Genomic DNA, 24200 nt, shown 5'->3' on the forward strand with positions numbered 1-24200 from the left:
AGCCCCTTGTTCCGGTGTCAGATGCATCCATCCCGCAGCTTGGATCAGGAGTCCACCCCCGATGCCCGTCGTCAACCGAATTGCCGATTACGCCGCCGACATGGCCGAATGGCGCCAGCACCTGCACACGATCCCGGAACTGGAGTTGGACTGCCATCAGACCGCCGCCTTCGTGGCCGAACGGCTGCGCGAATTCGGCGTGGACGAGCTGCACGAAGGGATCGCCCAGACCGGGATCGTGGCGATCATCAACGGGCAGGGCGACGGTCCCACGATCGGGCTGCGCGCCGACATGGATGCGCTGCCGATCGCTGAGGAAACGGGTGTGGACTATGCCTCGAAGACTCCCGGCATGATGCATGCCTGCGGGCATGACGGGCACACGACCATGCTGCTGGGCGCGGCGCGGTATCTGGCCGAGACGCGGAATTTCCGGGGCCGCGTGGCGTTGCTGTTCCAGCCCGCCGAGGAAGAGGGCGGCGGCGCCGATATCATGGTCAAAGAGGGTGTGATGGACCGGTTCGACATCGCTCAGGTCTATGCGCTGCACAATGCGCCGGGCTTTGCCGAGGGTGCTTTCTATACTACGCCCGGGCCGATCATGGCGGCGGTCGACACGTTCGACATCCACATTCAGGGCGTCGGTGGCCATGGCGCCATGCCGCACGAGACGCGCGACCCGGTCATGGCCGCCTGCGGAATCGCACAAGCGATCCAGACCATCGTCAGCCGCAACCATTATGCGCTGGACGACCTGGTGATCTCGGTCACCCAGATCCACACCGGGACCGTGAACAACGTGATCCCCGACACCGCCTATCTGAACGGCACCGTCCGCACCTTCGATCCGGCGGTGCAGCAGATGGTGATGACCCGCCTTGAGGAAATCGTGCAGGGGCAGGCGGCGTCCTACGGCGTTACGGCGACATTGGATTATGTCGTCGGCTATCCGGCCACGGTCAACGATGCGGACAAGACCGGTTTCGCCGCCGAGGTGGCGCGCGAAGTGGCAGGCGCCGATCGGGTGATCGCAAATTCGGGCCGCGAGATGGGGGCCGAGGATTTCTCGTACATGCTGCAGGAACGCCCGGGCGCCTATCTGTTCCTGGGGCAGGGCGACGGGCCGGGGCTGCATCACCCCAAGTACAATTTCAACGACGAGATCGCACCGGTGGGTGCCTCGTTCTTTGCGCGCATCGTCGAAAAGGCGCAGCCGTTGACCTGACGGTCCGGTCAATATCAGGAAGGAAACGGGCCAAAATGGCATTGGAAGACGCGAAAAATCAGGTCGATGAGGCCTTTACCAACCCCGACCTGAAGGGGTTGAGTTATGAAAACACCTTTGGCGGGGCCACATCCTTTCTACGGCGGCTCTACACCAAGAACCTGAAAGGCGTGGATATCGCCGTGACCGGCGTGCCGTTTGATCAGGCGGTGACCAACCGCCCCGGCACCCGTCTGGGCCCGCGCGCGATCCGCGAGGCCAGCGCGCTGCAATCACCCGATGCGCCTTATGGCTGGCCCTTCGATGCGCTCAGCGAGCTGGCGATCATCGACTATGGCGACATGGCCTATGACTATGCCAACATCCCGGCCTTTCCCGACACGCTGACCGATCATATCCGCACCATTCTGGCGGCGGATGTGGCCTCGGTCACGCTGGGGGGCGACCACTATATCAGCTTTCCGATCCTCAAGGCCTATGCCGAGAAATACGGCCCGATGTCGCTGTTGCAGTTCGACGCCCATACCGACACCTGGGCCGATGACGACATGAGCCGGGTGGACCACGGCACCATGTTCTACAAGGCGGTGAAGTCGGGAATCGTGGACCCGAAGCGCTCGGTTCAGGTGGGGATCCGCACCACCAACGAGGACACGCTGGGCGTCAACATCATCGATGCGCGCGAGGTCTATGAATCCGGCCCCGCCACCGTGGCGCAGAAGATCAAGGGCATTTTGGGCGACAGCCCGGTCTATCTGAGCTTTGACATCGACGGGCTGGACCCGGCCTTTGCCCCCGGAACCGGCACGCCGGTCTGGGGTGGGCTCAGCTCGATCCAGGCGCAGATCATTCTGCGCGACATCGCCGGGATCAACATCAAGGGCGGCGACGTGGTCGAGGTGTCTCCGCCGTATGATACGTCCGGTGCAACGGCGATTGCGGGGGCGCATGTGGCGACCCAGATTATCTGCCTGCTGGGATGGACCAAACTGGCAAAAGACGGGCGGCTTTAACCATTGGTTAGCCATGGTTTTGCTATGGCCGGTATCAGGTGAACCAAAGGGACAAGGGGCGCGCACGCCATGAGCCAATACAATCAACCCATCAGCGGCAATGATTTGGCGCGGTTTTCGGGCCCGAACACCTTCATGCGGTTGCCCGCGGCCGATACGCTGGCGGGGCTGGACGTGGCGGTGCTGGGCGTGCCTATGGACATCGGAACCTCATGGCGGTCCGGCACCCGGTTCGGCCCCAAGCAGATCCGCGCTGAAAGCGCGATGATCCGGCCCTACAACATGGCCACCTTCGCCGCGCCTTTCGACAGCCTCCAGATCGCTGATATCGGAGATCTGGCGATCAACACCTTCTCGCTGGCCGACAGCCTTCGGATCATCAAGGAAAGCTATGACGCGATCCTGGCGCAGGGCGTGATCCCGGTGGCGATGGGGGGCGATCATTCGATCACCCTGCCGATTCTGCGGGCCGTTGCCGCGAAACACGGCCCCGTTGCCCTGGTCCATGTGGACGCCCATGCCGACGTCAATGACGAGATGTTCGGTGAGCGCGAGACCCACGGAACCGTCTTCCGCCGCGCGTATGAAGAGGGGCTGATCGTGCCCGACAAGACCTTTCAGGTCGGTATCCGCGGCTCGGGCTATGCGGCCAGCGATTTCACCGAGGCCAAGGGCTGGGGGTTCCGGCAGTTTCCTGCGTGGGAGTTGTGGCAACAAAACCTGACTCAAATCGGAGCGTTGATCCGCAAGGAAATCGGCGAACACCCGGTCTATGTCACCTACGATATCGACAGCCTGGACCCGGCCTATGCCCCCGGCACCGGCACGCCCGAGATCGGAGGGCTGACCACGCCGCAGGCGCTGCAGCTGATCCACGCGCTTGGGGGCATGAACGTGGTGGGCTGCGACCTGGTCGAGGTCTCTCCACCCTATGATCCGTCGGGCAACACCGCGTTGACGGCAGCAAACCTGCTGTTCGAGCTGCTGTGCATCCTGCCCGGTGTGACGTCACGGTAAGCGGGGCCGGCAGGCCTTGCCCCGCACCGGCGGGCGGCTAGGGTTCTGCCGGAAGGTCTGATTGGAATGAAACGCATGGTTGTTTGGTTGGTTGTCGCCGCGGTTGTCGGGCTTGGCCTCTATGTGCGGCTGGCACCGGCCGATCCCGCGCGCTGGCATGTGCAGGTCGTGGCCGAGGCAGATCGTGACCTGCCCGGAGGCGTGATCCGCGTGGCGCAGACCGGGCCGGACGGCCTCGCGCGGCTGGACCAAGTGGCGCGGGCGACTCCGCGTACGACGGTGCTGGCCGGATCGGTGGATGAGGGCCTGATCACCTATGTGACCCGCAGCCGGGTGTTCGGCTTTCCCGACTACACCACCGCCCAGCAGGACGGCGACACACTGCGCATCTATGGACGGTTACGATTTGGCCGACGGGATTTCGACGTCAACCGGAGCCGGGTCGACGGTTGGCTGGCGGCTCTGCAGTCCTGAAGACAGGCACCCCTCTGACACCTCGCGCCACATCGGCACGTTCAGCGACATCTGGCACTGAGCCATGAACATGCGGCCATCGACCTGCAGGCAGACCATCTCGCCCAGTTCGACGCGGCTGCCGGATGTGTCGGTGCAATAGCAATCCTGCACCTTGCCACCGGGGCCGATGACATCGGCCAGACCGGGCGTTGCGCAGACAATCAACAGGGCAATGATCCGTTTCATGCGCATAGCTTAGCACAAGCCGGGGCCTTGACCAAAGCCGTCGGATGATAGACACCGCCCCAATGATCCCCGAAGAACGTCTTGAACAGATCACTCAGCGATTCCAGTACCTCGAAGCGGCCATGTCCGATGGCGCCTCGGGCGGGGATATCGCGGCTTTGGCCAAGGAATATTCCGACCTCAAGCCGGTGGTCGAACAGATCGCAGCCTGGCGTCAGCTGCGGGCCGATCTGGCCGAGGCCGAGGCGATGCTGGGCGACCCCGACATGAAAGAGCTGGCCGAGGAGGAGATCCCGCAGCTCAAGGCGCGCATCCCCGAGGTCGAGCATGCGCTGCAACTGGCGCTGCTGCCCAAGGACGCGGCCGATGCGCGGCCGGCGATGCTGGAGATCCGCCCCGGCACCGGCGGCGACGAGGCGGCTTTGTTCGCGGGCGACCTGCTGCGGATGTATCAGCGCTATGCCGAGGCGCGCGGCTGGCAGCTAGAGATCATCGAAGAACAGCAGACCGAACTGGGTGGTATCAAGGAAGTGGTGGCCCATATCAAGGGCGACAACGTTTTTGCCCGGCTGAAATACGAATCCGGCGTGCACCGCGTTCAACGCGTGCCCGAAACCGAAAGCGGTGGGCGCATCCACACCTCGGCGGCGACCGTGGCGGTTCTGCCCGAGGCCGAGGACGTGGACATCCAGATCGACCCCAATGACCTGCGTATCGACACGATGCGAAGCTCGGGCGCAGGCGGACAGCATGTGAACACCACCGACTCGGCGGTGCGGATCACGCACCTGCCCACGGGAATCGTGGTGACCAGTTCCGAGAAGTCGCAGCACCGCAACCGCGAGATCGCGATGCAGGTGCTCAAGACGCGTCTCTATGACCTCGAACGTCAGCGGATCGACAGCGAACGCTCGGCCGACCGGGCCAGCCAGGTGGGGTCGGGCGACCGCTCCGAGCGCATCCGTACCTATAATTTCCCGCAGGGCCGGATGACCGATCACCGGATCAACCTGACGCTCTACAAACTCGACCAGATCATGCAGGGCGATCTGGACGAGGTGATCGACGCGCTGACCGCCGATGATCAGGCGCGCCTGTTGGCGGAGATGGCGCAATGATCGCGGCGCTGACAGCGGCACAGGCCATGGTGGCCGCCACCGCGCGCCTGCGGGCCGCAGGTGTGGACGACCCGGCGCGGGACGCTAGGGTCCTGCTGGCCCATGCCGCCCGGATCGAGGCCAGCCGCGTGACCCTGATCGCTCCCGAAGAGCTCTCGCCCGAGATCGCCGAACGCTATGAGCAACTGGTGTCGCTGCGCGCGATCCGGGTTCCGGTTTCCCATCTGCTGGGTGAGCGCGAGTTTTACGGCCGACGCTTCCGCGTCAGCCGCGACGTGCTGGACCCGCGCCCCGAAACCGAGGCGCTGATCGAAGCGGCCCTGAGCCAGCCGTTTGACCGCGTGCTGGACCTGGGCGTCGGCTCGGGCTGCATCCTGATCACCTTGCTGGCGGAACGCACCAGCGCAACCGGGCTGGGCGTCGATCTGAGCGAGGCCGCCTGTCTGCAGGCCAGCGCCAATGCGGTGGCCCATGGGGTGCAGGATCGGGCAGAGATCCAGCGCTCGGACTGGTTTGAGAACATTGGCGGGTATTTCGACCTGATCGTTTCCAATCCGCCCTATATCGCGCTGGATGAGATGGATGGCCTGTCGCCAGAAGTACGCGAGCACGAGCCGCGTCTGGCTTTGACGGATGAAGCGGACGGGCTGGACGCCTATCGTCGGATTGCGGCCGGCGCCCCGGACCACCTTGTTCCCGGCGGACGACTTCTGGTGGAAATCGGCCCGACACAGGCGCAGGTGGTCAGCGCGTTGTTCGACGCGGCGGGGCTGGCGGATATCCGTGTCGTTCCTGATCTGGACGGGCGGGATCGGGTGGTAAGCGCTAGAATGCCGGGCTAGCCGCGGATTCTGAGGCCGATTTACGCCGGTCGGGGTAAAAAACCCGGCATTTGGTGTATTAACCCCTTGTCTGCGCCGTCAGGACATGCTTACTCAGAGTAGTCAGCGCGGTTGACGCCCCTTCGGCGCACCCCTGACGCCAAGCCCAAAAAAGTCGACATCCCGTGACGGCACAGGCCACAGAGCAGCGCAGAATACGGGTGGATCGACAGTGCAAGACAAGGCTGACGTACAGTAAGATGAGATCCTCCAAATCCCGCTCGCGGGCAAAGAACAACCGCAATCGTCCCTCTGGTGGAAACGTCGTTAACCGGGTTTTCGACAGCTCGGGGCCCGAGGGCAAGGTGCGCGGCACGCCGCAGCAGATCATTGACAAGTACAACCAGCTGGCGCGCGATGCACAGCTGGCCAATGACCGCGTCGCTGCCGAAAACTTTCAGCAACATGCCGAGCATTACCTGCGCCTGCTGAGCGAGGCGCAACGCGAAATGGAAGCGCGTCGGGAAGAGCAGGAACGCCAGAACCGCGAGCGTCAGGCCGAGCGCGATCGGGAGCGGGCGGAACGGCAGGAACGTGAAGCCGCACGCCAGGCGGACCCGGCCGAGGCTCCGCAGCCGGACATCGTTGATCTGAACGCCGATTCGGATACTCCTGAATCCGGGCTTGTCGAGACGCCCGAAAGCGCGGGCGCCAAGGCCGAAGCGGCCGAGCGCAAGGACAAACCTGCCCGGAGACCGCGCGCACGCAAGCCTAAGGCCGTAGAAGAGCAGGCCCCCCAAGGCGGCGGTGATGCACCAGAGGCTGCCGAATAAGCCATAGCGGTTGCGCACAGAGTTCAAAGGCCCCGGTCAGAGATGTCCGGGGCCGTTTTCGTTCGGGATCAGGTTTTCTGCAGTTCCCGTGCCAGCGCACAGAAGGCCTCGAGCGAGACCTGCTCGGCGCGTTCGGTGGGTTTTATGCCGGCGGCTGTCAGACGGTCTTCGATATCGGGGGTCAACCCCTTGAGCGCTGCGCGCAGCATCTTTCGGCGCTGATTGAACGCAGCGGCCACGACGCGGGACAGGGTGTCGGCATCCGCCGGAAAGCGGGGTTCGGGCCGGGCGGTCAGGTGGACCACGGCGCTGCTGACTTTGGGCGGCGGGGTGAACGCTCCGGGGGGCAGGGACATGGCGATGCGCGCCTCGGCCCGCCACTGGGCCAGAATCGCCAGTCGGCCATAGGCCTTGGAGCCGGGCTGCGCCACGATGCGCTCGGCCACCTCGCGCTGGAACATCAGGGTCAGGCTCTGCCAGAAGGGTGGCCATTCCGGCGGGGTCAGCCAGCGCACCAGCAGTTCCGTGCCCACATTGTAGGGCAGATTGGCCGCCACGCGGATGGGCGGGGTCAGATGTTCAAGCGGATCGATTTCAAGAGCGTCGCCATTGATGACCTCGAGCCGCCCGGGATAGGCAGCGGCGATTTCCTGAAGCGCGGCGATGCAACGGATATCTTTTTCCACCGCCACCACCTTGCGCGCACCTTCGGCCAGCAAACCGCGGGTCAGGCCTCCGGGGCCGGGGCCGATCTCCAGCACGTCGCATTGGCTCAGGTCGCCGGCCTGCCGGGCGATCTTGGCCGTCAGGTTGAGATCGAGCAGGAAGTTCTGGCCCAGCGACTTGCGGGCCGAGAGCTGGTGCTTGGCGATGACCTCGCGCAGCGGGGGGAGGGTGTCGATTGCGCTCATGATCCGGTTACCGTGGCGCGAGGGGCAGGCGGTGCGCCAGAGAATTTTTGCCTCCGGCGGGGATATTTGGCGCCAGATGAAGGATCAAGTGCTTTGTGCCATGCGTTGGGCGAGTTTCAGCGCCTCGATCAGGCTGGTGGGGTTTGCGATGCCCTGTCCGGCGATGTCGAGCGCGGTGCCATGGTCGGGCGAGGTGCGGATGAAGGGCAGGCCCAGGGTCACGTTCACGCCACGGTCGAAGTCGAGGGTCTTGATCGGGATCAGCGCCTGATCGTGATACATGGCGATGGCGGCGTCATAGCGGGCGCGTGCGGCGGCGTGGAACATCGTGTCTGCCGGGTGCGGGCCGGTGACGGTGTAGCCCTCGGGGGTGAGATCGGCCAGCAGAGGGGCGATCCAGTCCAGTTCCTCGCGGCCCATCTTGCCACCCTCGCCGGCATGGGGGTTGAGCCCGGCCACCGCGATGCGAGGATGCGGGATGCCGAATTGGCGGCGCAGGCCGTCGGCGGTGATTGCGATCGTGTCGCGCAGCAGGTCGGGCGTGAGGCGCGAGGGCACCTGCGACAGTGGGATGTGGATCGTGGCGGGTACCACGCGGAGTTGCTCGCTGGCTAGCATCATCACCACGCGGGAACGGCCTGCCAGCGCCGCCAGAAATTCGGTATGGCCAGGATAGGCGAAATCGGCGCCGTCGATCAGGGCCTTCTTGTGGATCGGTGCCGTGCAGAGGGCCGAGGCCGCGCCCGATTGCACCAGTGACACGCCGGTTTCGATGGCGTCTATCACCGAAGGCGCATTGGCTGGATCGGGGTGGCCGGGCAGGTTCGGGGCCGGAAAGGTCAGCGGCAACACCGGCAGCGCCTCTGCGCAGATGTCAGCCACTTGGGCCGGGTCTACGATCTCGGTCGTGGGGATGTCGTCGGGCAGGTGACCGGCGTCGCCGATGTAAAAGAATGGGCAGCTGTCGCGCAATGCGGTCCAAGCCTTGGCGGCGATCTCCGGACCGATGCCCGAAGGTTCTCCGCAGCTGAGCGCGATGGGCGCGGTCATTGCTCGATGATGGTGGCGTCGGCGCGCAGTTGTTCGACGAGGCTGTTGGCGAATGCCTGCAGGCGTTGCTGCGTCAGCGCGTTGGCCACGTCCTCGCGCGACGTGTCCTCACCCAGATCGCGCGTCCGATTGCACAGCATGAGGAACACCAGCGTCTGGCCGTTGTTTCGGGTCAGAGAGGTCGACACCTCGTTTGGGTCCAGCTTGGCGAGTTCCAGCGCGATGTCGCGCGGGATTTCGGACGGACTTGCCGAGACCCGGTCGAGTACCTCGGGCGGTTGCCCCTTGGCGATGCCGTACAGGTCGTCGCAGGTATCCACCGTTTCCTTCAGTTCGGCGGCTCTTTGCAGTGTTTCGGGGCTGAGTCCGCCAGGCAGGTAATAGGCCGCATAGTCGATCTTGGAGAACCGCGGCGTGCTGGCGGCCACTTCTCGCAGGCCGCGCATCTGGAACAGGGCTACGGCGTTGGGCAGGCTCAGCGGGGCCGTGACCTCGCCATTCTTCAGGCCAAGGATAACCGGTTGCAGCGCCGGAGGCAGGTTGCTGACGTTCAACCAGTCCAGGCGTCCGCCATTTTCGCGTGTCGGCGCTGCCGAGTACTGCGTGGCGGCGGCCGAAAATGCATCGATGGTTTCGACACGGGCGATCTCGTCGGCCAAGGCTTCGGCCTGTGCCAAGGTTTGCGCATTCACGGGGATGATGATTTCGGACAGCAAAACCTGGAGACCGCCACCGCCGGTCTGACCCATTGCGCGGTCAATTTCGTCGTCTGTCGGACGGGCCTGAGAGATAAAGCGGGCGCTGACATAGTCGCGCCATGCCAGCTGGCTGGATACGTAGTCCCTCACGGTTTCCCGGTCGATGCCCGCGTCGGCCAATGCCTTCAGGAACTGATCCGGGGACAGCTGACCGCGCGAGGCGAATTCGTCGATCGCAACCTGAATGTCTTCGGGTGTGGGCTGGATGCCGGCTTCGCGCATGGCCTGTTTGCGCAGGCGTTCGTCGATCAGCGCCTTGCGGACTTCGGCCTCAGAGCTGCCCGGGATACCCAGAATTTCGAGAAACCGCTGGCGCTGATCCAGTTCGTACCAGGTGACGATATCCTGATTCACGCGGATAGCCGGTGAAAACAAGCTTTGCGCGGGGGCTTGCTGAGGCGCAACTGTCAGCATGGCGACCGCGAGGCCGGGCGCAAATACCGTCAGCCAACGGGAACGAAAGAACCTGGAAAAACCTGAAATCAGCTGCATTTTCTTTTATACTTCTTGCCCCCGCCTTCAACGGCGTATCCTGTCAGTGCAACGGTAAAGCCGAATTCCGTCGAAGGCTCAATACTTGATGTCGAAGTATATCGCCGGCTGACGGACATGTTAACCTGCACACATTCATTTTCATACGTCACACCCAAGCCCAGCCGCAGCGGTTCGGATTCTGCCAGATCATAACGGGCCAGGGCGTTGGCTCTCCAGTTTTCATCCAGTCGTTGACGTGCGGTCAACCGTATCTCGGATGTCTCCATGTCAAGGTTTTCGGCCGGGTCCGGCTGCTGCCAGATATAGCTTCCGCCCAGTTGGGTCCCCTCGTTGGCCCAGGTTCCGCGCAATTCAGCCTTGGTAAAGCTGAAATCTCCATCCATCAATCCGCGTGCGGCCAGTGTAAGGCCATTGTTCGTCTTGATCTGCCCTGCCAGCAGCAGGTCGGACGAAGTTCCCTGCAGGCCGGACGTAGCGGTGAAGTTCGGATCGGCGGTCGAGCGGAAGACCTGGCCGACCGTGGCCAATGCCCGCCAACCGCCCGGGGCATACCGAGCCCAGTTCACGCCCACGACCGCGGTCGTGCCGTCTTCGCGTCGGTCCTCGGCCGGAAAGCGTGACAGGGACAACAGGTTGCCCTGGTCAAATTCCTGGAAGGTGCTTTCGTCATCGGGCACATCGGTGTCCGAAACATGGGTCCAGCCAAACTGCGCGATCGGCTCCAGAAACTGGGTCGCACCAGAGGCTTCGCGCCGGGTCATCGGGTAGCGCAGCGTCAAAGCCGCGCGCGGGGTCGACCGGGTGATCTGGTCGGGGTAGGCGCTGTCATTGCGAATGTCGAACGTGTCGACCGAAGCCCCCAGTTCCGCATCCGCGCGCAGCCCGGAGGCAAAGGTCCAGCTGCGCAGCCACTGGGCGTCGAATGTGGCGCGGGCCACATCGCGCCCGATGATATCCTCGTCGCTGGTCCGGGTGTGGGTGTGGGTGACGAAGCCCAACCGCACCTCACCGCCGACAGCGGAGGCGGGAAAATAGCGTTTCTGGTAGAACAGATCGAAGACCTGCGACGGGATCTCATCCTGTTCCTCGCTGTCGCGCAGGGTCTTGTAGTGAATGAAGCTGGTCCGAAACGCCGTGTCGCGTTTGATGCGCTCGAGCGCGATCTCGCTGCGCAGGCGGTCATAGTCAGGCAGCCCGTAGTCCGCCAGGTACGAGTCGTCCGATGCGGTCTGGACGTCAAAGGTCAGCCGGAAATCGTTCGGCAGATTGAACCAGCCATTTGCAAAGAAATAGCCCCGATCCTGCTCCTGCTGGACGTCGTCGCGGGTATAGGCCCCTTCAAACTGGATGCGGCCGTTCTTGAAGGCCTGCCGGTAGCGATAGCCAAGCGTCGTGGTCTTGGACGACAGGTAGGGGGTCAGCGTCAGATCCTTGTGATCGCCCAGTTTGAAGAAATACGGCGTCTTGACGCCAGTACCCAACTGCGAGGTCGTGCGGATTGACGGCACAAGAAATCCGGTTGCCCGATCCAGTGTCGGGTCCGGCAGTCGCAGGGTTGGAAAGTAGAAAACCGGCACATCCAGAATGCGGAACTGGGCGCCCTCGAAATACAACTGCCGTTCGAGCTGATCATGCGTGACCTTGCGCGCCCGGATCTGCCAGAGGGGCGGCCGACCGTCGGCGCAGACATGGCAGGACGTGGCCGAGACCTTGCTGAACTGCGTGTATCGTCCTGCCGCGCGGGTCGCCTGAACCGACGCGATCTGTACCTGCTGATCGAAGACCAGCCGTGCGCCGGTCAGCAACCCGTTCTGGATGCCGTCATCCAGTTGCGCTGAGTCCGCAAGGACGGTCGAGCGTCCGCCCTGATCGATCCGGATCGGACCTTCCAGCGTCAGCTCGCCCGACTCGCGGTCGAACACCACGCGCTGTGCGGACAGTTTGACGTCGCCCTGAAAAGCTTCGACGTTGCCCTCGGCCACCAGTTTGCGATCCGGGGTGATGAAGATCCTGTCGGCGACCAGCAGGGCAGGCTGATCCTGTTGTTGTGCCGTGTCAGACGCGGGCGTACTGGTCTCCGAGGTCTGGGCCAATGCCAGCCCCGGACCGGAAAAGAACACGGCACTGGACAAAAGAAGGGGCAGAAGGCGCCGCATCAACCGTCCTCCGCGTGCAGCAGAAGGCCGAGCGACAGCAATATGGCCGCAAACGGTGGTGCCCAGGCCGCAATCACAATCGGCAATTGGCCGTTCTCTCCCAAAATCTGAGCGAAATTGCGCACGAAGTACACGCCGAACCCCAGCAAAACAGCAGTCAGCACGGCGACGCCGGTGCCGCCGAACCGCACGTGCCGCATGGTGAAGGCCGCGCCGATCAACACCATCGAAATCAGGAAGAATGGGCGCGCCAGCTGCACCTGCAGCCAAACCTCGTATTGCTTGGTTGAAAAGCCCGCCTCGCGCAGGTCGCGGATCAGCTGGGGCAGGTCATAGACCGAGACGCTGTCCTGTTGGCCCAAGGTTTCCAAGATGCGCTGACGGGTCAGCGAAGTGGGCAGCCGCAGGGTCTCATGCGTAACGGCGTGGGTCTCGGGGTTGGTGTCGCTGGACAGGGGCCATTCCTTGGTGTTGCGCAAGATCCAGGCCCCGTCCTCGAGGCGAGCGCCGTCGGCGATGATTTGACGGGTCGGAAGACCTTCGGGCGAAAACGTGATGATGGTCACGTCGATCAATTCAAGCTCGGCGTCGTTGGTCGATGCGCGGGCATGAATCACCGATTGGCCCTGCGGTGAGCCCTGACGCAGCCAAAGCCCGTCGCGGCTGATCGAGAGGGCGGAATTGCCACCGTTTTTGTATAGATCCGAGAAATGCCGGTACTGCTCGGACGTGGCCGCCGCAATCGGGTTCAGCAGGGCCACCGCCAGCGTTCCGATTAGCAGCGCCAGAAGGACCGGTGCCACCAGCGCGCGGATACCCGAGCGGCCGATCGCCCGGGTCACCACCAACTCCGAGCTTCGGGCGAGGCCGACAAACAAAGCAATGGTCGACAGGATCATCAACAGCGGCAGCATCTCGCTGATCGCAGCGGGCGTGTTCAACAACGTCAGCTGCAGAACCTGGCCAAAGGACAGGTCGGCGTCATTGAACCGACGGGCCTGTTCGATCAGGTCGATCAGGATCATCAGTGTCAGGAAGATGGCCCCAATCACCAGAAAGCTCTGCAAAAAGCGGCGGGCGAAGTACCGGTCCAGAATCACGGCCGCATCCCCGGCACGGGGCGTCCAGCAGGCCTGTTGCCAGAATCGCCAAGGCACAAAAACATGCGCGACGGCCTATGCCTGCCGAATGATGCCAAGTTTTCTCCCCCGAGCCTGCCGGTCATTTTGGCGCGACCTTAATGCAATTGGCGGGCGGGGAAAACTGCTATCTGGTCAATGGCGGCGGCGCGGGCTAGGTCTGTGGGCAGAGTTTTTCAGGAGCAAGAAATGAGCAGTCTGGTACCGATCCGTTTTCAAGCCTTCGAACTGGACCTGATGGCACAGGCCCAAGGCCGAGTGGCCATTCTCATACCGGCCGATGGCAAGATGAACCCCGCCGCGCGCCGCGCAAACCGCTTGACCCGTGGTGCCGTGGCCCGGCTGGTGGAAAGCGACCGTTTCGCCAAGGTCAAGACAGGCGACGTGATCTCGTTGGCTTGGCCCGGCGGGATGGAGGCCGAGGCATTGGACATTCTGGTCCTGCCACGCCGCCCGGAACCGGACGAAGCCCGCAAGGGCGGAGCCGCGCTGGCCAAGCTGGCAGGTGGCAAGGACCTGCTGGTCATGGCGGGCAACCAGGTCCGGACCGAGGAACTGGCCCTGGGCATTGCTTTGCGCAGCTATGATTTCGACGCACACAAAACCAAGGACGATGACGCAGACGGCACGGTGACCATCTGCCACGCCAAGCCCGAAGACGCCGAGGCCGCCTTCGCACCGCTCTATGCAGTGGCTGATGGTGTGCGCATGACCCGCGACCTGACGAACGAACCCGCCAACATCCTGACGACGACCGAATTTGCCAACCGTTTGAAAGAGATGGAGGAGTTGGGCCTGAAGGTCGAGGTGATGGACGAAGACAAACTGGCCGAGTTGGGCATGCGGACTCTGCTGAGCGTCGGGCAAGGCTCGGACAGCCCCTCGAAAGTCGTCGTGATGCAGTGGAATGGCGGCGATGCCGATGACGCGCCGCTGGCTCTGGTCGGCAAGGGGGTCGTTTTCGATACTGGCGGTATCTCGATCAAACCGGCCGCGGGCATGGAAGAGATGACCATGGACATGGGCGGCGCAGGCGTCGTTGCGGGAACCATGCGCGCATTGGCCAAGCGTAAGGCCAAGGCCAATGTCGTGGGCCTGGTCGGGCTCGTCGAGAACATGCCCTCGGGCAGTGCCACGCGGCCGGGCGACGTCGTCAAGTCGATGAAGGGCGATACGGTCGAGATCATCAACACCGATGCCGAGGGACGTTTGGTGCTGTGTGACGTCATGTGGTACGCGCAGGAGCGGTTCAATCCGGTCGGCATGATCGATCTGGCCACCTTGACCGGCGCGATCATCATCGGGCTGGGGCATGAAAACGCAGGCGTGTTTTCCAACAACGACACCTTCTGCGACGCGTTCCTGAAGGCGGCCCGGGCCGAGGATGAAGGCGCGTGGCGTATGCCGCTGGGGCAGGCTTATGACGATCTGCTGAAGTCGCGCATCGCGGACATGAAGAACGTGGGCGGCCGGCCGGCCGGTTCGATCACCGCAGCGCAGTTTCTGCAGCGTTTCGTCAAGGAAGAAACACCCTGGATCCATCTGGACATCGCGGGCGTGGCCTCGGTTGCGGCGGAAACGTCCTTTGCGCCCAAGGGCGCCACGGGTTGGGGTGTTCGTGCGCTCAGCCGTTTCGTGCAGGACAATTTCGAGTAGGTCGATGGGCGCCGTCTACTTCTACCACCTGACCCGCCAACCACTTGAGCAGACCTTGCCGGTGTTGCTGGACAAGGCACGACAGGCCGGGTGGCGGATTGCGGTGCGAGGTACTGACCCTGCGCGGATGGACTGGCTGGACGAAAGGCTTTGGCTGGGCCCCGAAGACGCGTTTCTGCCGCATGGGCAGGCAGGTGGGCCGTATGACGCGGTTCAGCCGATTCTGCTGACTACCGAGGCGGACGCTGCCAACAACCCGTCTTGCCTGATGGCGGTGGACGGGGCCGAGGTGACGCCGGATGAGGTGACCGCCTCAGAGCGGGTTTGCATCCTGTTCGACGGCAACGATCCAAGTGCGGTGGATCATGCGCGTGGTCAATGGAAGACTCTGACCGCGGCGGGTTGCGCGGCGCAGTATTGGTCGGAGGAATCCGGCCGTTGGGAGAAAAAGGCCGAATCCGGCTGACTCGGGACCGAAATCAGATTGCAGGCGTGGCGATCCGCGCGACAGGAGATTGATTGATGAAAATGAAACCGTTGGGCCGCACGGGCATCCAGGTCTCGGACCTGTGCCTCGGAACCATGACATTCGGCACGCAGACCCCCGAGGCGGACGCGCATCGTCAGATCGACACGGCGCTGGCGGCCGGGATCAATTTCCTTGATGCCGCCGAGATGTACCCGGTCAACCCGATCACCAAGGAGACCGTGGGCAAGACCGAGCAGATCATCGGCAACTGGAATGCGGCACACCCGGCCCGCCGCGGCAGCTATGTTCTGGCGACCAAGCATTCGGGCGCCGGCTTCGCGCATGCGCGGGACGGAGCACCGATCTCGGCCAGCACGATCCCCGGGGCCATCGAGGGATCGTTGCGGCGTCTGCAGACCGACTACATCGACCTGTACCAATTCCACTGGCCCAACCGCGGAAGTTACATGTTCCGGCAGAATTGGGACTACGACCCGTCGGGCGGTGATCGGCAGGCGGTTCTGGACAACATGCGCGAATGCCTCGAGGCGCTGCAGGTGCAGGTGGACAAGGGCAATATCCGCGCCTTCGGCCTGTCGAACGAAAGCGCCTGGGGTACCGCTCAGTGGTTGCGCCTGTCCGACGAGTTGGGGGCACCACGGGTCGCGTCGGTCCAGAACGAGTATTCCCTGCTGTGCCGCCTGTATGACACCGACATGGCCGAGTTGAGCGCCTATGAGGATGTGGGCCTGCTGGCCTTCTCGCCGCTGGCCGCCGGATTTCTGACCGGCAAGTATCAGGGCGGGGCTGTGCCCGAGGGATCGCGCATGTCGATCGTGCCGCAGATGGGCGGGCGCAAAGGCGACCGGGTTTTCGACGCGGTCGAAGCCTATCTGGCGATTGCCGCTAAACACGGGCTGGACCCGGTGCACATGGCGCTGGCCTGGTGCCAGGCGCGGCCGTTCATGACCTCGGTCATCTTCGGCGCGACCACGCAGGCGCAGCTGGAGCGGATCCTGGAGGGGCGGGATGTCGTGCTGTCCGATGAGGTTATGGCCGAGATCAACGCGGCCCATCGCGCGCATCCGATGCCGTATTGAGGGATGGGGGCGCTGCCCCCGTCGCCCTTGGGCGACTCCCCCGGGATATTTTTTTTGGCCAGATGAAGTGTGCGCCCGTCAGTGATGGGTGGGCTGCGTGCGGTCTTGTCTGAGGTCGCGGGCGGACTGCCCGTGCGCGGTGCGGAAGGCGCGGGCGAAGCTGGATTGTGACGTGAACCCCGTGGCCTGCGCCACGTCCATCAGCGGCATGTCGGTGTCGGTGACCAGGCGGTGGGCCTCGGCCAGGCGCAGTTGCAGGTAGTGGTCCTGCGGCGTGGTGTTGAGGCGCAGGCGGAATTGCTGCTGCAGAGTGCGCGGGCTGGTCCCAAGGGCTTTTGCGATCTCGGCCAGGGGCAGCGGGTCGTCCAGCGCGGCCTGCATGATCGCGTTGGCGCGGGCGGTCAGGGCACTGTGGCGGTGTGGCGCCCCAGTACGGCTCTGTGGTCTGCCGGGTTCGGGGGCGCCTTCGTAGAGGAACAGGCCCGAGACACGGGCCGCGAAGCCGGCGCCGTGGCGTGCCGCGATGATTTGCAGCATCATCTCGACCGCGGGGATCGCGCCGCCCGAGGTCAGGCGGTTGCCCGACACGGTGAACCGGTCGGGGCGCACGTCGACTTCGGGGAAGCGGCTGGCGAAGGTCTCGAGATCTTCCCAATGGGTGGTGGCGGCGTGACCGTCAAGCAGCCCCGCTTCGGCCAACAGCCAGGGGCCTCCGTCGATGCCCGCCATCGTGGCGCCGGTATTGGCGACGCGGCGCAGTCCGGCCAGAAGGCTGGGGGTGGCGTGGCGCACCAGGTTGAACCCCGCGATCACGATCATCAGGTCGCAGTGGTCGAGACGCGCCAGCGGGATGCCCGGCACTTGCAACGCGCTGGTCAGCATCGCCGGCTCGGGCGTGGCGGTCACGTAGTCCCAGTCGAAGGCCGGGCGGTCGGCCAGCCGGTTGGCGGCGCGCATCGGGTCCACGGCCGAGGCGAAGCTGAGCGTGTTGCACTCGTCCAGCACCAGAACGGCGGTTTTCAGCGCGCGGTGCTCGGGCTGGAGGATGTTTTTTGCGGATTTCATCAAGTCTGATTCGCATTCTGGCAAGTTGTCTGGTCAAGGCTGCGCCAGAGTCGGGGCCAGACGCAAATCGGAATCCGGGGAGAAGCCTGGGGAAAACCCATGGCGAAGCCGTGTATAACTTGGGGATAACACCATGCCTTTGGAAATGAACCGCGAAGTATTCATCACTTGTGCCGTGACCGGCTCGGGTGGGACGCAGGATCGCAGCCCGCATGTGCCGCGTTCGCCCAAGCAGATCGCCGACAGTGCGATCGCGGCCGCCAAGGCCGGGGCGGCGGTGGTTCATTGCCATGTGCGTGACCCCGGAACCGGCGCGCCCAGCCGCCGTCTGGACCTGTATCGCGAGGTGACGGACCGCATCCGCGACGCCGAGGTGGACGTGGTTCTGAACCTGACCGCCGGCATGGGCGGTGACATCGTGTTCGGCGGGGTCGAAGCCCCGTTTCCCGTGGCCGAAGGCACCGACATGATCGGTGCCTCGGAACGCGTGGCCCATGTGGCCGAGTGTCTGCCCGAAATCTGCACGCTGGATTGCGGCACCATGAACTTTGCCGAGGCCGACTATGTGATGACCAACACGCCCGGCGCCTTGCGGGCGATGGGGCAGATGATGACCGATCTGGGCGTGAAGCCCGAGATCGAGGCTTTTGACACCGGCCATCTGTGGTTTGCCAAGCAATTGGTGAAAGAGGGCGTTCTGGCCCCGAATGCGCTGGTGCAGCTGTGCATGGGCGTGCCGTGGGGCGCGCCGGATGACCTGAACACCTTCATGGCGATGGTGAACAACGTGCCCGACGACTGGACCTTCAGCGCGTTCTCGCTGGGGCGGCATCAGATGGCCTATGTGGCGGCTTCGGTTCTGGCCGGCGGCAACGTGCGCGTGGGGCTCGAGGACAACCTGTGGCTGGACAAGGGGGTGCTGGCCGAAAACTGGCAACTGGTCGAGCGCGCAGGCACTATCATCGAGAACATGGGCGCGCGGGTGATCGGGCCGCAGGAAGTGCGTGAGAAGCTGGGATTGGTCAAACGGGCGCCTGTGGCGTCCTGACGGGCGGGGCGACCCTCGCAAAACCTGTCGAATAACGATGGCCCCCGGTGCGGCCTGGACGTTCGGGGCGAAGGAGAGAAGATGAAAACGGCAGCGATCATCGGTGGTGGCGTGATCGGCGGCGGATGGGCCGCGCGGTTTCTGCTGAATGGCTGGAACGTGCGGGTGTTCGACCCGGACCCCGAGGCCGAGCGCAAGATCGGCGAGGTCTTGGACAACGCGCGGCGGTCGCTGCCCGGGCTGAGCGATGTGCCGCTGCCGCCCGAAGGCGCGCTTAGCTTTCATGGCGACATGGCCGACGCGGTGCAGGGGGCCACTTGGATACAGGAGAGCGTGCCCGAGCGGCTGGATCTGAAGCTGAAGGTTTACCAGGGGCTGCAGGAGGCCTGTGATCCGGGGGCGACCATTGGGTCCTCGACCAGCGGGTTCAAACCATCCGAGCTGCAGGAAGGCGCGCTGCGGCCCGAACAGATCATGGTAACGCACCCGTTCAACCCGGTCTATCTGCTGCCGCTGGTCGAACTGGTGCCCTCGGCCGCCAACCCGCCCGAACTGCTTGAGCAGGCCAAGAACGTGTTGCGCTCGGTCGGATTCTTCCCGCTGCAGGTCCGTAAGGAGATCGACGCGCATATCGCCGACCGGTTCCTCGAGGCCGTCTGGCGCGAGGCGCTGTGGCTGGTCAAAGACGGCGTGGCCACGACCGAGGAGGTAGACGAGGCGATCCGCATGGGCTTTGGCATCCGCTGGGCGCAGATGGGCCTGTTCGAGACCTATCGCGTGGCCGGGGGCGAGGCCGGGATGCGGCATTTCATGGCCCAGTTCGGTCCGGCGCTGAAATGGCCCTGGACCAAGTTGATGGATGTGCCCGAGTTCACCGACGCGCTGGTCGACATGATCGCCGACCAGTCGGACGCGCAATCGGGGATGCACTCGATCCGCGAGCTGGAGCGGATTCGTGACAACAATCTGGTGGGCATGATGCGGGCCTTGAAGGCGCGCGACTGGGGTGCGGGGGCAGTGCTGAACCAGCATGACGCGCTGCTGAAGCCGGGTGCCCTGCCGACGCTGGAGCAGGCGGATCTGAGCCAGCCGATCCTGACACTGGCCCGCGCGGTGCCGCTGGACTGGACCGACTACAACGGCCACATGAACGAGGCGCGGTATCTTGAGGCCTTTGCCGCTGCGACCGACCGCTTCATGGAGATCGTCGGCTGCGATGCCGACTACATCGCCTCGGGCGGCAGCTATTTCACCGCTGAGAATCACATCCGGTATCTGGACGAGGCCCGTGCCGGGGCGAAAATCGAGGTGCGCACGCAGATGCTGTTGGGGCAGGGCAAGAAGCTGCACCTGTTCCACAGCATGTACGAGGGCGACAAACTGCTCGCCACGGGCGAGAGCTTTCTGCTGCATGTCAGCCTGGAAACCCGTCGACCCTGTGCGCCGTCGCCGCGGATCGAGGCCGCGATGGCCCGCATCGCCGAAGCTCAGGCCGGGTTGCCCTATCCCGAGGGCGCGGGGGCGGCGATCCGCAAACCGGCATGACAGGGCGGGTTCTGATCACCGCCGGTGCCTCGGGCGTGGGGCGCGCGATGGCCGAGGCGTTCGACGCCGCGGGCGCGCAGGTTTGGGTGGCCGATGTGGACGCGGCTGCGCTTCAGGCCTGCCCGGATCACTGGGGGCGATCGCAGGTCGATGTGTCGGATGAGGCCGCCGTCGCAGCGCTGTTCGGCAAGATCGCGGCGCAGTGGGGCGGTCTGGACGTTCTGTGCGCGAATGCGGGTATCGCGGGGCCGACCGCATTGGTCGAAGATGTTGCGCTAAGCGATTGGCAAAAATGTATTTCCGTCAACCTGGACGGGGCGTTTTTGTGCGCGAAATACGCGGCGCCGATGCTCAAGCGGCAGGGGCGCGGCGCGGTGCTGATCACATCCTCGACCGCCGGGCAGTACGGCTATCCCAACCGTGCGCCCTATGCGGCGGCGAAATGGGCGGTGATCGGGCTGGGCAAGACCCTGGCGATGGAGCTGGGGCCGCACGGCGTGCGGTGCAACGTCATCTGCCCCGGCGCGGTGGAAGGCCCGCGGATGGAGGGCGTACTGCAGCGCGAAGCGACCGCCAAGGGCATGACCCGCGATCAGGTCTATCAGGGCTATGCGGCGGGTACTTCGATGGGCCGCTTCGTCGAAGCGCATGACATTGCCGCCATGGCGGTGTTCCTGGCCTCGGATGCGGCACGGCTGGTGTCGGGGCAGGTCATCGCCGTCGATGGGCACACCGTGAACCCCGACCCCAAGCTTTAGCCCTGGTTGGGGCCGCGCATCTGACGGATCGAGGCGCGAACGGCCTGCCAGTTCTGTGCCTCTTCCACGTTTCCGGCGGCTTCGAATTCGCGGGCTTTCTGGGCGGCTTCGGCCTCGGCCTTGTCGCCATGCGCCGAGTAGAGGGCGCGCGCGTATTGAGCGGTTTTGAGAGCGTCCATTCCTGATATCCTCCTTTTGGTCGGATCGTTCGGATTTTCGCGCACCTCAATATAGGGGATCGGGTGGGAAATTGCACCTGTTGGCTTGTGTTACCCTGCCGAAATGGCCGCGCGCAGTTGGCGCAGGTGGGTCGGGAAATGCCGGGCAGTCAGATCAGCTTCGCGGACCAAGGTATCGAAATGGCGTGTAAAAACTTCAATCCTATCCCGGTCGCGAAAGGCCATGTAATGGCTGCCGGCATAGAACACGCAGAGCAGCGGACCGAAGATGGTGACCGGCGCGGAATAGAGCCGCTTGGCATCGAACAGGTAAATACGCATGCGCGGATACAGCTGTTCGCACAGCTCCAGCATATGATCGATCTGGTCCAGCCGCACCTGCAGGGGCAGCCCGTCATAATAGCCGGTGCCATGGGCAAAGCTGTAAATCTCATACAGTGGCATGGCGATTTCATAGTCGGACTGGGCACCACGCATCCAGGTCAGGCGGTCCTCGGAGGCGCCGATGGCCTGGTCGGCGGTTCGGCCCAGATGCGGCGCGTATTCCCATTCCAGCACGGCGCGGGTTTTCAGCATGTCGGGCAGGGTGGCCGGAACATAGCGGATTTTGTAGCCGGCGGCCTCCTGATGCCATTCAAAGATGCGCTCGTCGACAAGGGCGCGGGGTGCCTCGGTCATGCTCAGTGAACTGGCCAGCAGCTCGGCCGCGCTCTCGGGTCGGTTCGAGAGGCTGAGCAGCCAATCCGCCGACACCCCCAGAGCCGAGGCGCAGCTGCCCACCACATGGGCGTTGGGCAGGCGTGCGCCCGTATCGGTCAATAACTGGGAAACGGTTGAGCGATCGACCCCGATGGTGCGCGCCAGCGCGCTTTGGCTCATCTTCCGCTGTTCCATGGCGCGGGCCAGGCGCAGGCGGAACTGCGCGGCGCGGTCTCGTTTGTCGAAAATTACCTGCATGTGATGATAATTATCACGAACGCTGAGATTTGTTAATCATATTCGGAATTCTCGACAGGGCCACTGGCAGGTAACGCTTGTGTGAAAAGCAAAAAGACTGGGGACCGGAATGGAAACGCGGCGAAGATCTGTCGTGAAAGCAATCATTTGGAATGCGATGGGCCTCGCGGTCATGACCGTGGTGGGGCTGTTCGCCACCGGCTCGGTCGCTATCGGTGGAGCATTGGCGGTGGTGAACACGGCGATTGGCCTGACGCTCTACGTGATTTACGAGCGCATCTGGGCCGGTATTTCTTGGGGGCGGCATGGCTGAGGCGACCACCCCCAAAACCCCCGAATGGCCGACCTTTGCCCTGATCTTTGCCTGCTATACCCTTTGGTTGGTCGCGATTTTCGGTGTGGCTGCGTGGTCGCTCTGGCTGGCGGTGCCGATGATGGGTGTCGTCGCGTCGCTGCATTCATCGCTGACGCATGAGGCGCTGCACGGCCATCCGTTCCGCGCAAAGTGGCTGAACGAGGTGCTGATGGCGCTGCCGCTGACCCTGTTCATCCCCTACAACCGCTTCCGCGATCTGCATCTGGCGCACCATCAGGATGCCAACCTGACAGACCCCTATGACGATCCGGAGTCCAACTATCTGGACCCGGCTGTCTGGGCCAGGTTGCCTCGGTGGCAGCGGTGGGTCTATCAGGCGAACAACACGCTGTTGGGGCGTATGGTGCTGGGCCCGATCATCGGCCAGCTGGCCTTTCTGCGCGACGACTGGCGGGGCGCAGTGCGCGGGGACCGCGACATCTGGCTGGCCTGGGCCTTGCATCTGCCGGGCGTAGCGACGGTTCTGTGGATCGTGGCGCAATCAGCGATGCCGGTCTGGGCCTTTGTTCTGGCGGCCTATCTGGGGCTGGCGCTTGTCAAGATCCGCACCTTTTTGGAACACCGCGCGCACGAGAAATCGCGCGCCCGCACGGTGATCGTCGAAGACCGCGGACCGCTTGCCTTTCTGTTTCTGAACAACAACCTGCACGTCGTTCATCACATGAACCCGGCGGCGCCATGGTATCGGCTGCCAGCGCTCTATCGCCGTGGGAAAGAGCGCTATCTGGCCTGCAACGAGGCCTATGTCTATCGCTCGTACGGACATGTTTTCCGGCAGTATTTCTGGCGTGCCAAGGATCCTGTAGAACATCCGCTCTGGCCAAAACCCTGATTTGACGACAGAAGGGAAGCCATGAGTTTGTGGATTCCCGTAACCTTGGCCGCCGCCACCTTTCAGACGGTGCGCTTCATGCTGCAGAAATCGCTGAGCAGCGTGAAGCTGTCGGCGACCGGCGCGACCTTTGCGCGCTTTGCCTATTCGATGCCTCTGGTGCTGCTGGGTCTGGTGGTGGCGATGCGTCTCAGCGGTCTGCCGCTGCCTGCGCTGCCGCCTCTGTTCTGGCTCTATGCCGCCATCGGTGGGGTGTCCCAGATCCTCGCCACGATCTGCGTCGTGGCGCTGTTCAAACAGCGCAACTTTGCCGTTGGCATCACCTTCAAGAAAACCGAGGTGATCCAGACCGCCATCGTCGGTTTCGTCGTGCTGGGCGACCGGGTTTCGGCCGGTGCGTTCGGGGCCATCCTGCTGGGGCTTCTGGCGGTTCTGCTGTTGTCGAAAACGCCGGGCGGCAGTGGGGCGTGGTGGCGTCACCTGACCAACCGCGCCTCGCAATTGGGGTTGGGATCGGGTGTCTTGTTCGCCTTTTCCGCGGTCAGTTATCGCGGCGCATCGCTGCAACTGGGCGATGGCGAGGCCTGGTTTCGGGCGCTGGTGACGCTGGCAGTCGTAGTCTCGATCCAGTTCCTGTCGATGGCGCTGTGGCTGGTTTGGCGCGACCGGGCCGAGCTGCGCGCGGTATGGGACACGCGGCGCACCGGCATCTTCGTCGGGCTGACCAGCCTGGGCGGGTCGTTCTGCTGGTTCTGGGCCTTCAGCCTGCAGAACGCGGCCTACGTCAAGGCGCTGGGGCAGGTGGAGCTGATTTTCAGCCTCATGGCCTCGGTCCTGGTCTTCCGCGAGACGGTGACGCGGCGCGAGACTATGGGGATGGTCCTGCTGGGTCTCTCGATCCTGATCCTGGTCGCCGCGATCTGAGATGCAAAAAGGCGCGCGGAGGTCCGTGCGCCTTCTGATCTTTTTGCCATGCA

The 24200-nt window shown here is 64.0% G+C and carries 25 protein-coding genes; 16 read left to right on the top strand and 9 right to left on the bottom strand.

All coding sequences use genetic code 11. The annotated features are described in order from the left end of the window. Positions 1 to 61: 61 nt before the first annotated feature. The 4 genes from ACR0FC_RS03615 to ACR0FC_RS03630 all read left to right on the top strand — a co-directional run bounded on the left by ACR0FC_RS03615 (position 62) and on the right by ACR0FC_RS03630 (position 3729). Positions 62 to 1225, top strand: a complete 1164-nt coding sequence (locus ACR0FC_RS03615) for a M20 aminoacylase family protein (RefSeq protein ID WP_170338266.1) — start codon at positions 62 to 64, stop codon at positions 1223 to 1225. Between the two features lie 35 nt (positions 1226 to 1260). Then, positions 1261 to 2238, top strand: a complete 978-nt coding sequence (gene speB, locus ACR0FC_RS03620; RefSeq protein ID WP_170338268.1) for an agmatinase — start codon at positions 1261 to 1263, stop codon at positions 2236 to 2238. A gap of 69 nt (positions 2239 to 2307) precedes the next feature. After that, positions 2308 to 3255 (top strand): agmatinase, encoded by a 948-nt coding sequence (gene speB, locus ACR0FC_RS03625; protein WP_170338270.1) that lies wholly within the window; start codon positions 2308 to 2310, stop codon positions 3253 to 3255. 66 nt (positions 3256 to 3321) lie between these two features. Next, the gene (locus tag ACR0FC_RS03630) at positions 3322 to 3729 is read left to right on the top strand and encodes a DUF1499 domain-containing protein (protein WP_170338272.1); all 408 of its coding nucleotides are present in this window, start codon (positions 3322 to 3324) and stop codon (positions 3727 to 3729) included. Here ACR0FC_RS03630 and ACR0FC_RS03635 read toward each other — a convergent pair. Further along, on the bottom strand, positions 3655 to 3957 hold the full coding sequence (locus ACR0FC_RS03635; RefSeq protein ID WP_170595348.1) for a hypothetical protein: 303 nt from the start codon (positions 3955 to 3957) through the stop codon (positions 3655 to 3657). The two genes, ACR0FC_RS03630 and ACR0FC_RS03635, sit on opposite strands and share 75 nt — an antisense overlap. Positions 3958 to 4019: 62 nt before the next feature. Between ACR0FC_RS03635 and prfA the strand changes: the two genes are divergently transcribed. The 3 genes from prfA to ACR0FC_RS03650 all read left to right on the top strand — a co-directional run bounded on the left by prfA (position 4020) and on the right by ACR0FC_RS03650 (position 6729). Beyond that, positions 4020 to 5075 carry a peptide chain release factor 1 gene (prfA, locus tag ACR0FC_RS03640; RefSeq protein WP_170339442.1) on the top strand — a complete coding sequence of 352 codons (1056 nt, stop codon included), beginning with the start codon at positions 4020 to 4022 and terminating at the stop codon, positions 5073 to 5075. Further along, positions 5072 to 5917: a peptide chain release factor N(5)-glutamine methyltransferase gene (gene prmC / locus ACR0FC_RS03645; RefSeq protein ID WP_170338276.1), complete on the top strand. Its 846-nt coding sequence runs from the start codon at positions 5072 to 5074 to the stop codon at positions 5915 to 5917. Before prfA ends, prmC begins: the two co-directional genes overlap by 4 nt. Positions 5918 to 6156: 239 nt before the next feature. Then, positions 6157 to 6729 carry a DUF4167 domain-containing protein gene (locus ACR0FC_RS03650; protein WP_170338278.1) on the top strand — a complete coding sequence of 191 codons (573 nt, stop codon included), beginning with the start codon at positions 6157 to 6159 and terminating at the stop codon, positions 6727 to 6729. Positions 6730 to 6797: 68 nt separating this feature from the next. Here the strand turns inward: ACR0FC_RS03650 and rsmA are convergent, their stop codons facing one another. The 5 genes from rsmA to lptG form a co-directional block, all read right to left on the bottom strand. Continuing rightward, positions 6798 to 7640, bottom strand: a complete 843-nt coding sequence (gene rsmA, locus ACR0FC_RS03655; protein ID WP_170338280.1) for a 16S rRNA (adenine(1518)-N(6)/adenine(1519)-N(6))-dimethyltransferase RsmA — start codon at positions 7638 to 7640, stop codon at positions 6798 to 6800. A gap of 84 nt (positions 7641 to 7724) precedes the next feature. Continuing rightward, the gene (gene pdxA, locus ACR0FC_RS03660; RefSeq protein WP_170338282.1) at positions 7725 to 8690 is read right to left on the bottom strand and encodes a 4-hydroxythreonine-4-phosphate dehydrogenase PdxA; all 966 of its coding nucleotides are present in this window, start codon (positions 8688 to 8690) and stop codon (positions 7725 to 7727) included. Further along, positions 8687 to 9802, bottom strand: a complete 1116-nt coding sequence (locus ACR0FC_RS03665) for a peptidylprolyl isomerase (RefSeq protein WP_367646638.1) — start codon at positions 9800 to 9802, stop codon at positions 8687 to 8689. The genes pdxA and ACR0FC_RS03665 overlap by 4 nt, the downstream gene beginning before the upstream one ends. 128 nt (positions 9803 to 9930) lie before the next feature. Further along, positions 9931 to 12099, bottom strand: coding sequence for an LPS-assembly protein LptD (locus ACR0FC_RS03670; RefSeq protein WP_170338285.1), 2169 nt, complete (start codon positions 12097 to 12099; stop codon positions 9931 to 9933). Beyond that, a complete protein-coding gene (gene lptG, locus ACR0FC_RS03675) occupies positions 12099 to 13199 on the bottom strand; it encodes an LPS export ABC transporter permease LptG (protein WP_170338287.1) in 1101 nt (366 codons plus the stop codon). Before lptG ends, ACR0FC_RS03670 begins: the two co-directional genes overlap by 1 nt. A 228-nt stretch (positions 13200 to 13427) precedes the next feature. On the opposite strand from lptG, the gene ACR0FC_RS03680 reads away from it, so the two are divergent. The 3 genes from ACR0FC_RS03680 to ACR0FC_RS03690 are packed head-to-tail and all read left to right on the top strand — an operon-like array spanning position 13428 to position 16463. Next, positions 13428 to 14894, top strand: coding sequence for a leucyl aminopeptidase (locus ACR0FC_RS03680; RefSeq protein ID WP_170338289.1), 1467 nt, complete (start codon positions 13428 to 13430; stop codon positions 14892 to 14894). Between the two features lie 4 nt (positions 14895 to 14898). Next, complete coding sequence (locus ACR0FC_RS03685; protein ID WP_170338291.1) at positions 14899 to 15360, top strand: DNA polymerase III subunit chi; 462 nt, start codon at positions 14899 to 14901, stop codon at positions 15358 to 15360. Positions 15361 to 15416: 56 nt separating this feature from the next. After that, the gene (locus tag ACR0FC_RS03690) at positions 15417 to 16463 is read left to right on the top strand and encodes an aldo/keto reductase (protein ID WP_170338293.1); all 1047 of its coding nucleotides are present in this window, start codon (positions 15417 to 15419) and stop codon (positions 16461 to 16463) included. Between the two features lie 78 nt (positions 16464 to 16541). On the opposite strand, the gene ACR0FC_RS03695 is transcribed toward ACR0FC_RS03690, so the two are convergent. Next, entirely contained in the window at positions 16542 to 17528 is a 987-nt protein-coding gene (locus ACR0FC_RS03695; protein ID WP_170338295.1) for a GlxA family transcriptional regulator, read from the bottom strand. A 133-nt stretch (positions 17529 to 17661) separates the two neighbouring features. Here ACR0FC_RS03695 and bcoG point away from each other — a divergent pair, with 133 nt between their 5' ends. The 3 genes from bcoG to ACR0FC_RS03710 all read left to right on the top strand — a co-directional run bounded on the left by bcoG (position 17662) and on the right by ACR0FC_RS03710 (position 20879). Further along, entirely contained in the window at positions 17662 to 18576 is a 915-nt protein-coding gene (gene bcoG, locus ACR0FC_RS03700; protein WP_170338297.1) for a 3-dehydrocarnitine:acetyl-CoA trimethylamine transferase BcoG, read from the top strand. 81 nt (positions 18577 to 18657) lie between these two features. Beyond that, positions 18658 to 20121: a carnitine 3-dehydrogenase gene (locus ACR0FC_RS03705; protein WP_170338299.1), complete on the top strand. Its 1464-nt coding sequence runs from the start codon at positions 18658 to 18660 to the stop codon at positions 20119 to 20121. Further along, a complete protein-coding gene (locus ACR0FC_RS03710; RefSeq protein ID WP_170338301.1) occupies positions 20118 to 20879 on the top strand; it encodes an SDR family oxidoreductase in 762 nt (253 codons plus the stop codon). The genes ACR0FC_RS03705 and ACR0FC_RS03710 overlap by 4 nt, the downstream gene beginning before the upstream one ends. On the opposite strand, the gene ACR0FC_RS03715 is transcribed toward ACR0FC_RS03710, so the two are convergent. Then, on the bottom strand, positions 20876 to 21058 hold the full coding sequence (locus tag ACR0FC_RS03715; RefSeq protein WP_093962276.1) for a hypothetical protein: 183 nt from the start codon (positions 21056 to 21058) through the stop codon (positions 20876 to 20878). The genes ACR0FC_RS03710 and ACR0FC_RS03715 overlap by 4 nt on opposite strands. A gap of 90 nt (positions 21059 to 21148) precedes the next feature. Next, positions 21149 to 22015, bottom strand: coding sequence for a helix-turn-helix domain-containing protein (locus ACR0FC_RS03720; RefSeq protein ID WP_170338303.1), 867 nt, complete (start codon positions 22013 to 22015; stop codon positions 21149 to 21151). Positions 22016 to 22124: 109 nt separating this feature from the next. Between ACR0FC_RS03720 and ACR0FC_RS03725 the strand changes: the two genes are divergently transcribed. From ACR0FC_RS03725 to ACR0FC_RS03735, 3 genes are read left to right on the top strand one after another with little or no spacing between them, the layout of a single operon-like run. After that, positions 22125 to 22328 (top strand): DUF2061 domain-containing protein, encoded by a 204-nt coding sequence (locus ACR0FC_RS03725; protein ID WP_170338305.1) that lies wholly within the window; start codon positions 22125 to 22127, stop codon positions 22326 to 22328. Further along, positions 22321 to 23223, top strand: coding sequence for a fatty acid desaturase (locus ACR0FC_RS03730; protein ID WP_170338307.1), 903 nt, complete (start codon positions 22321 to 22323; stop codon positions 23221 to 23223). Before ACR0FC_RS03725 ends, ACR0FC_RS03730 begins: the two co-directional genes overlap by 8 nt. Positions 23224 to 23244: 21 nt before the next feature. After that, entirely contained in the window at positions 23245 to 24147 is a 903-nt protein-coding gene (locus ACR0FC_RS03735) for an EamA family transporter (protein WP_170338309.1), read from the top strand. Positions 24148 to 24200: the final 53 nt, after the last annotated feature.

The organism is Ruegeria sp. BB9 (genome assembly GCF_056539345.1).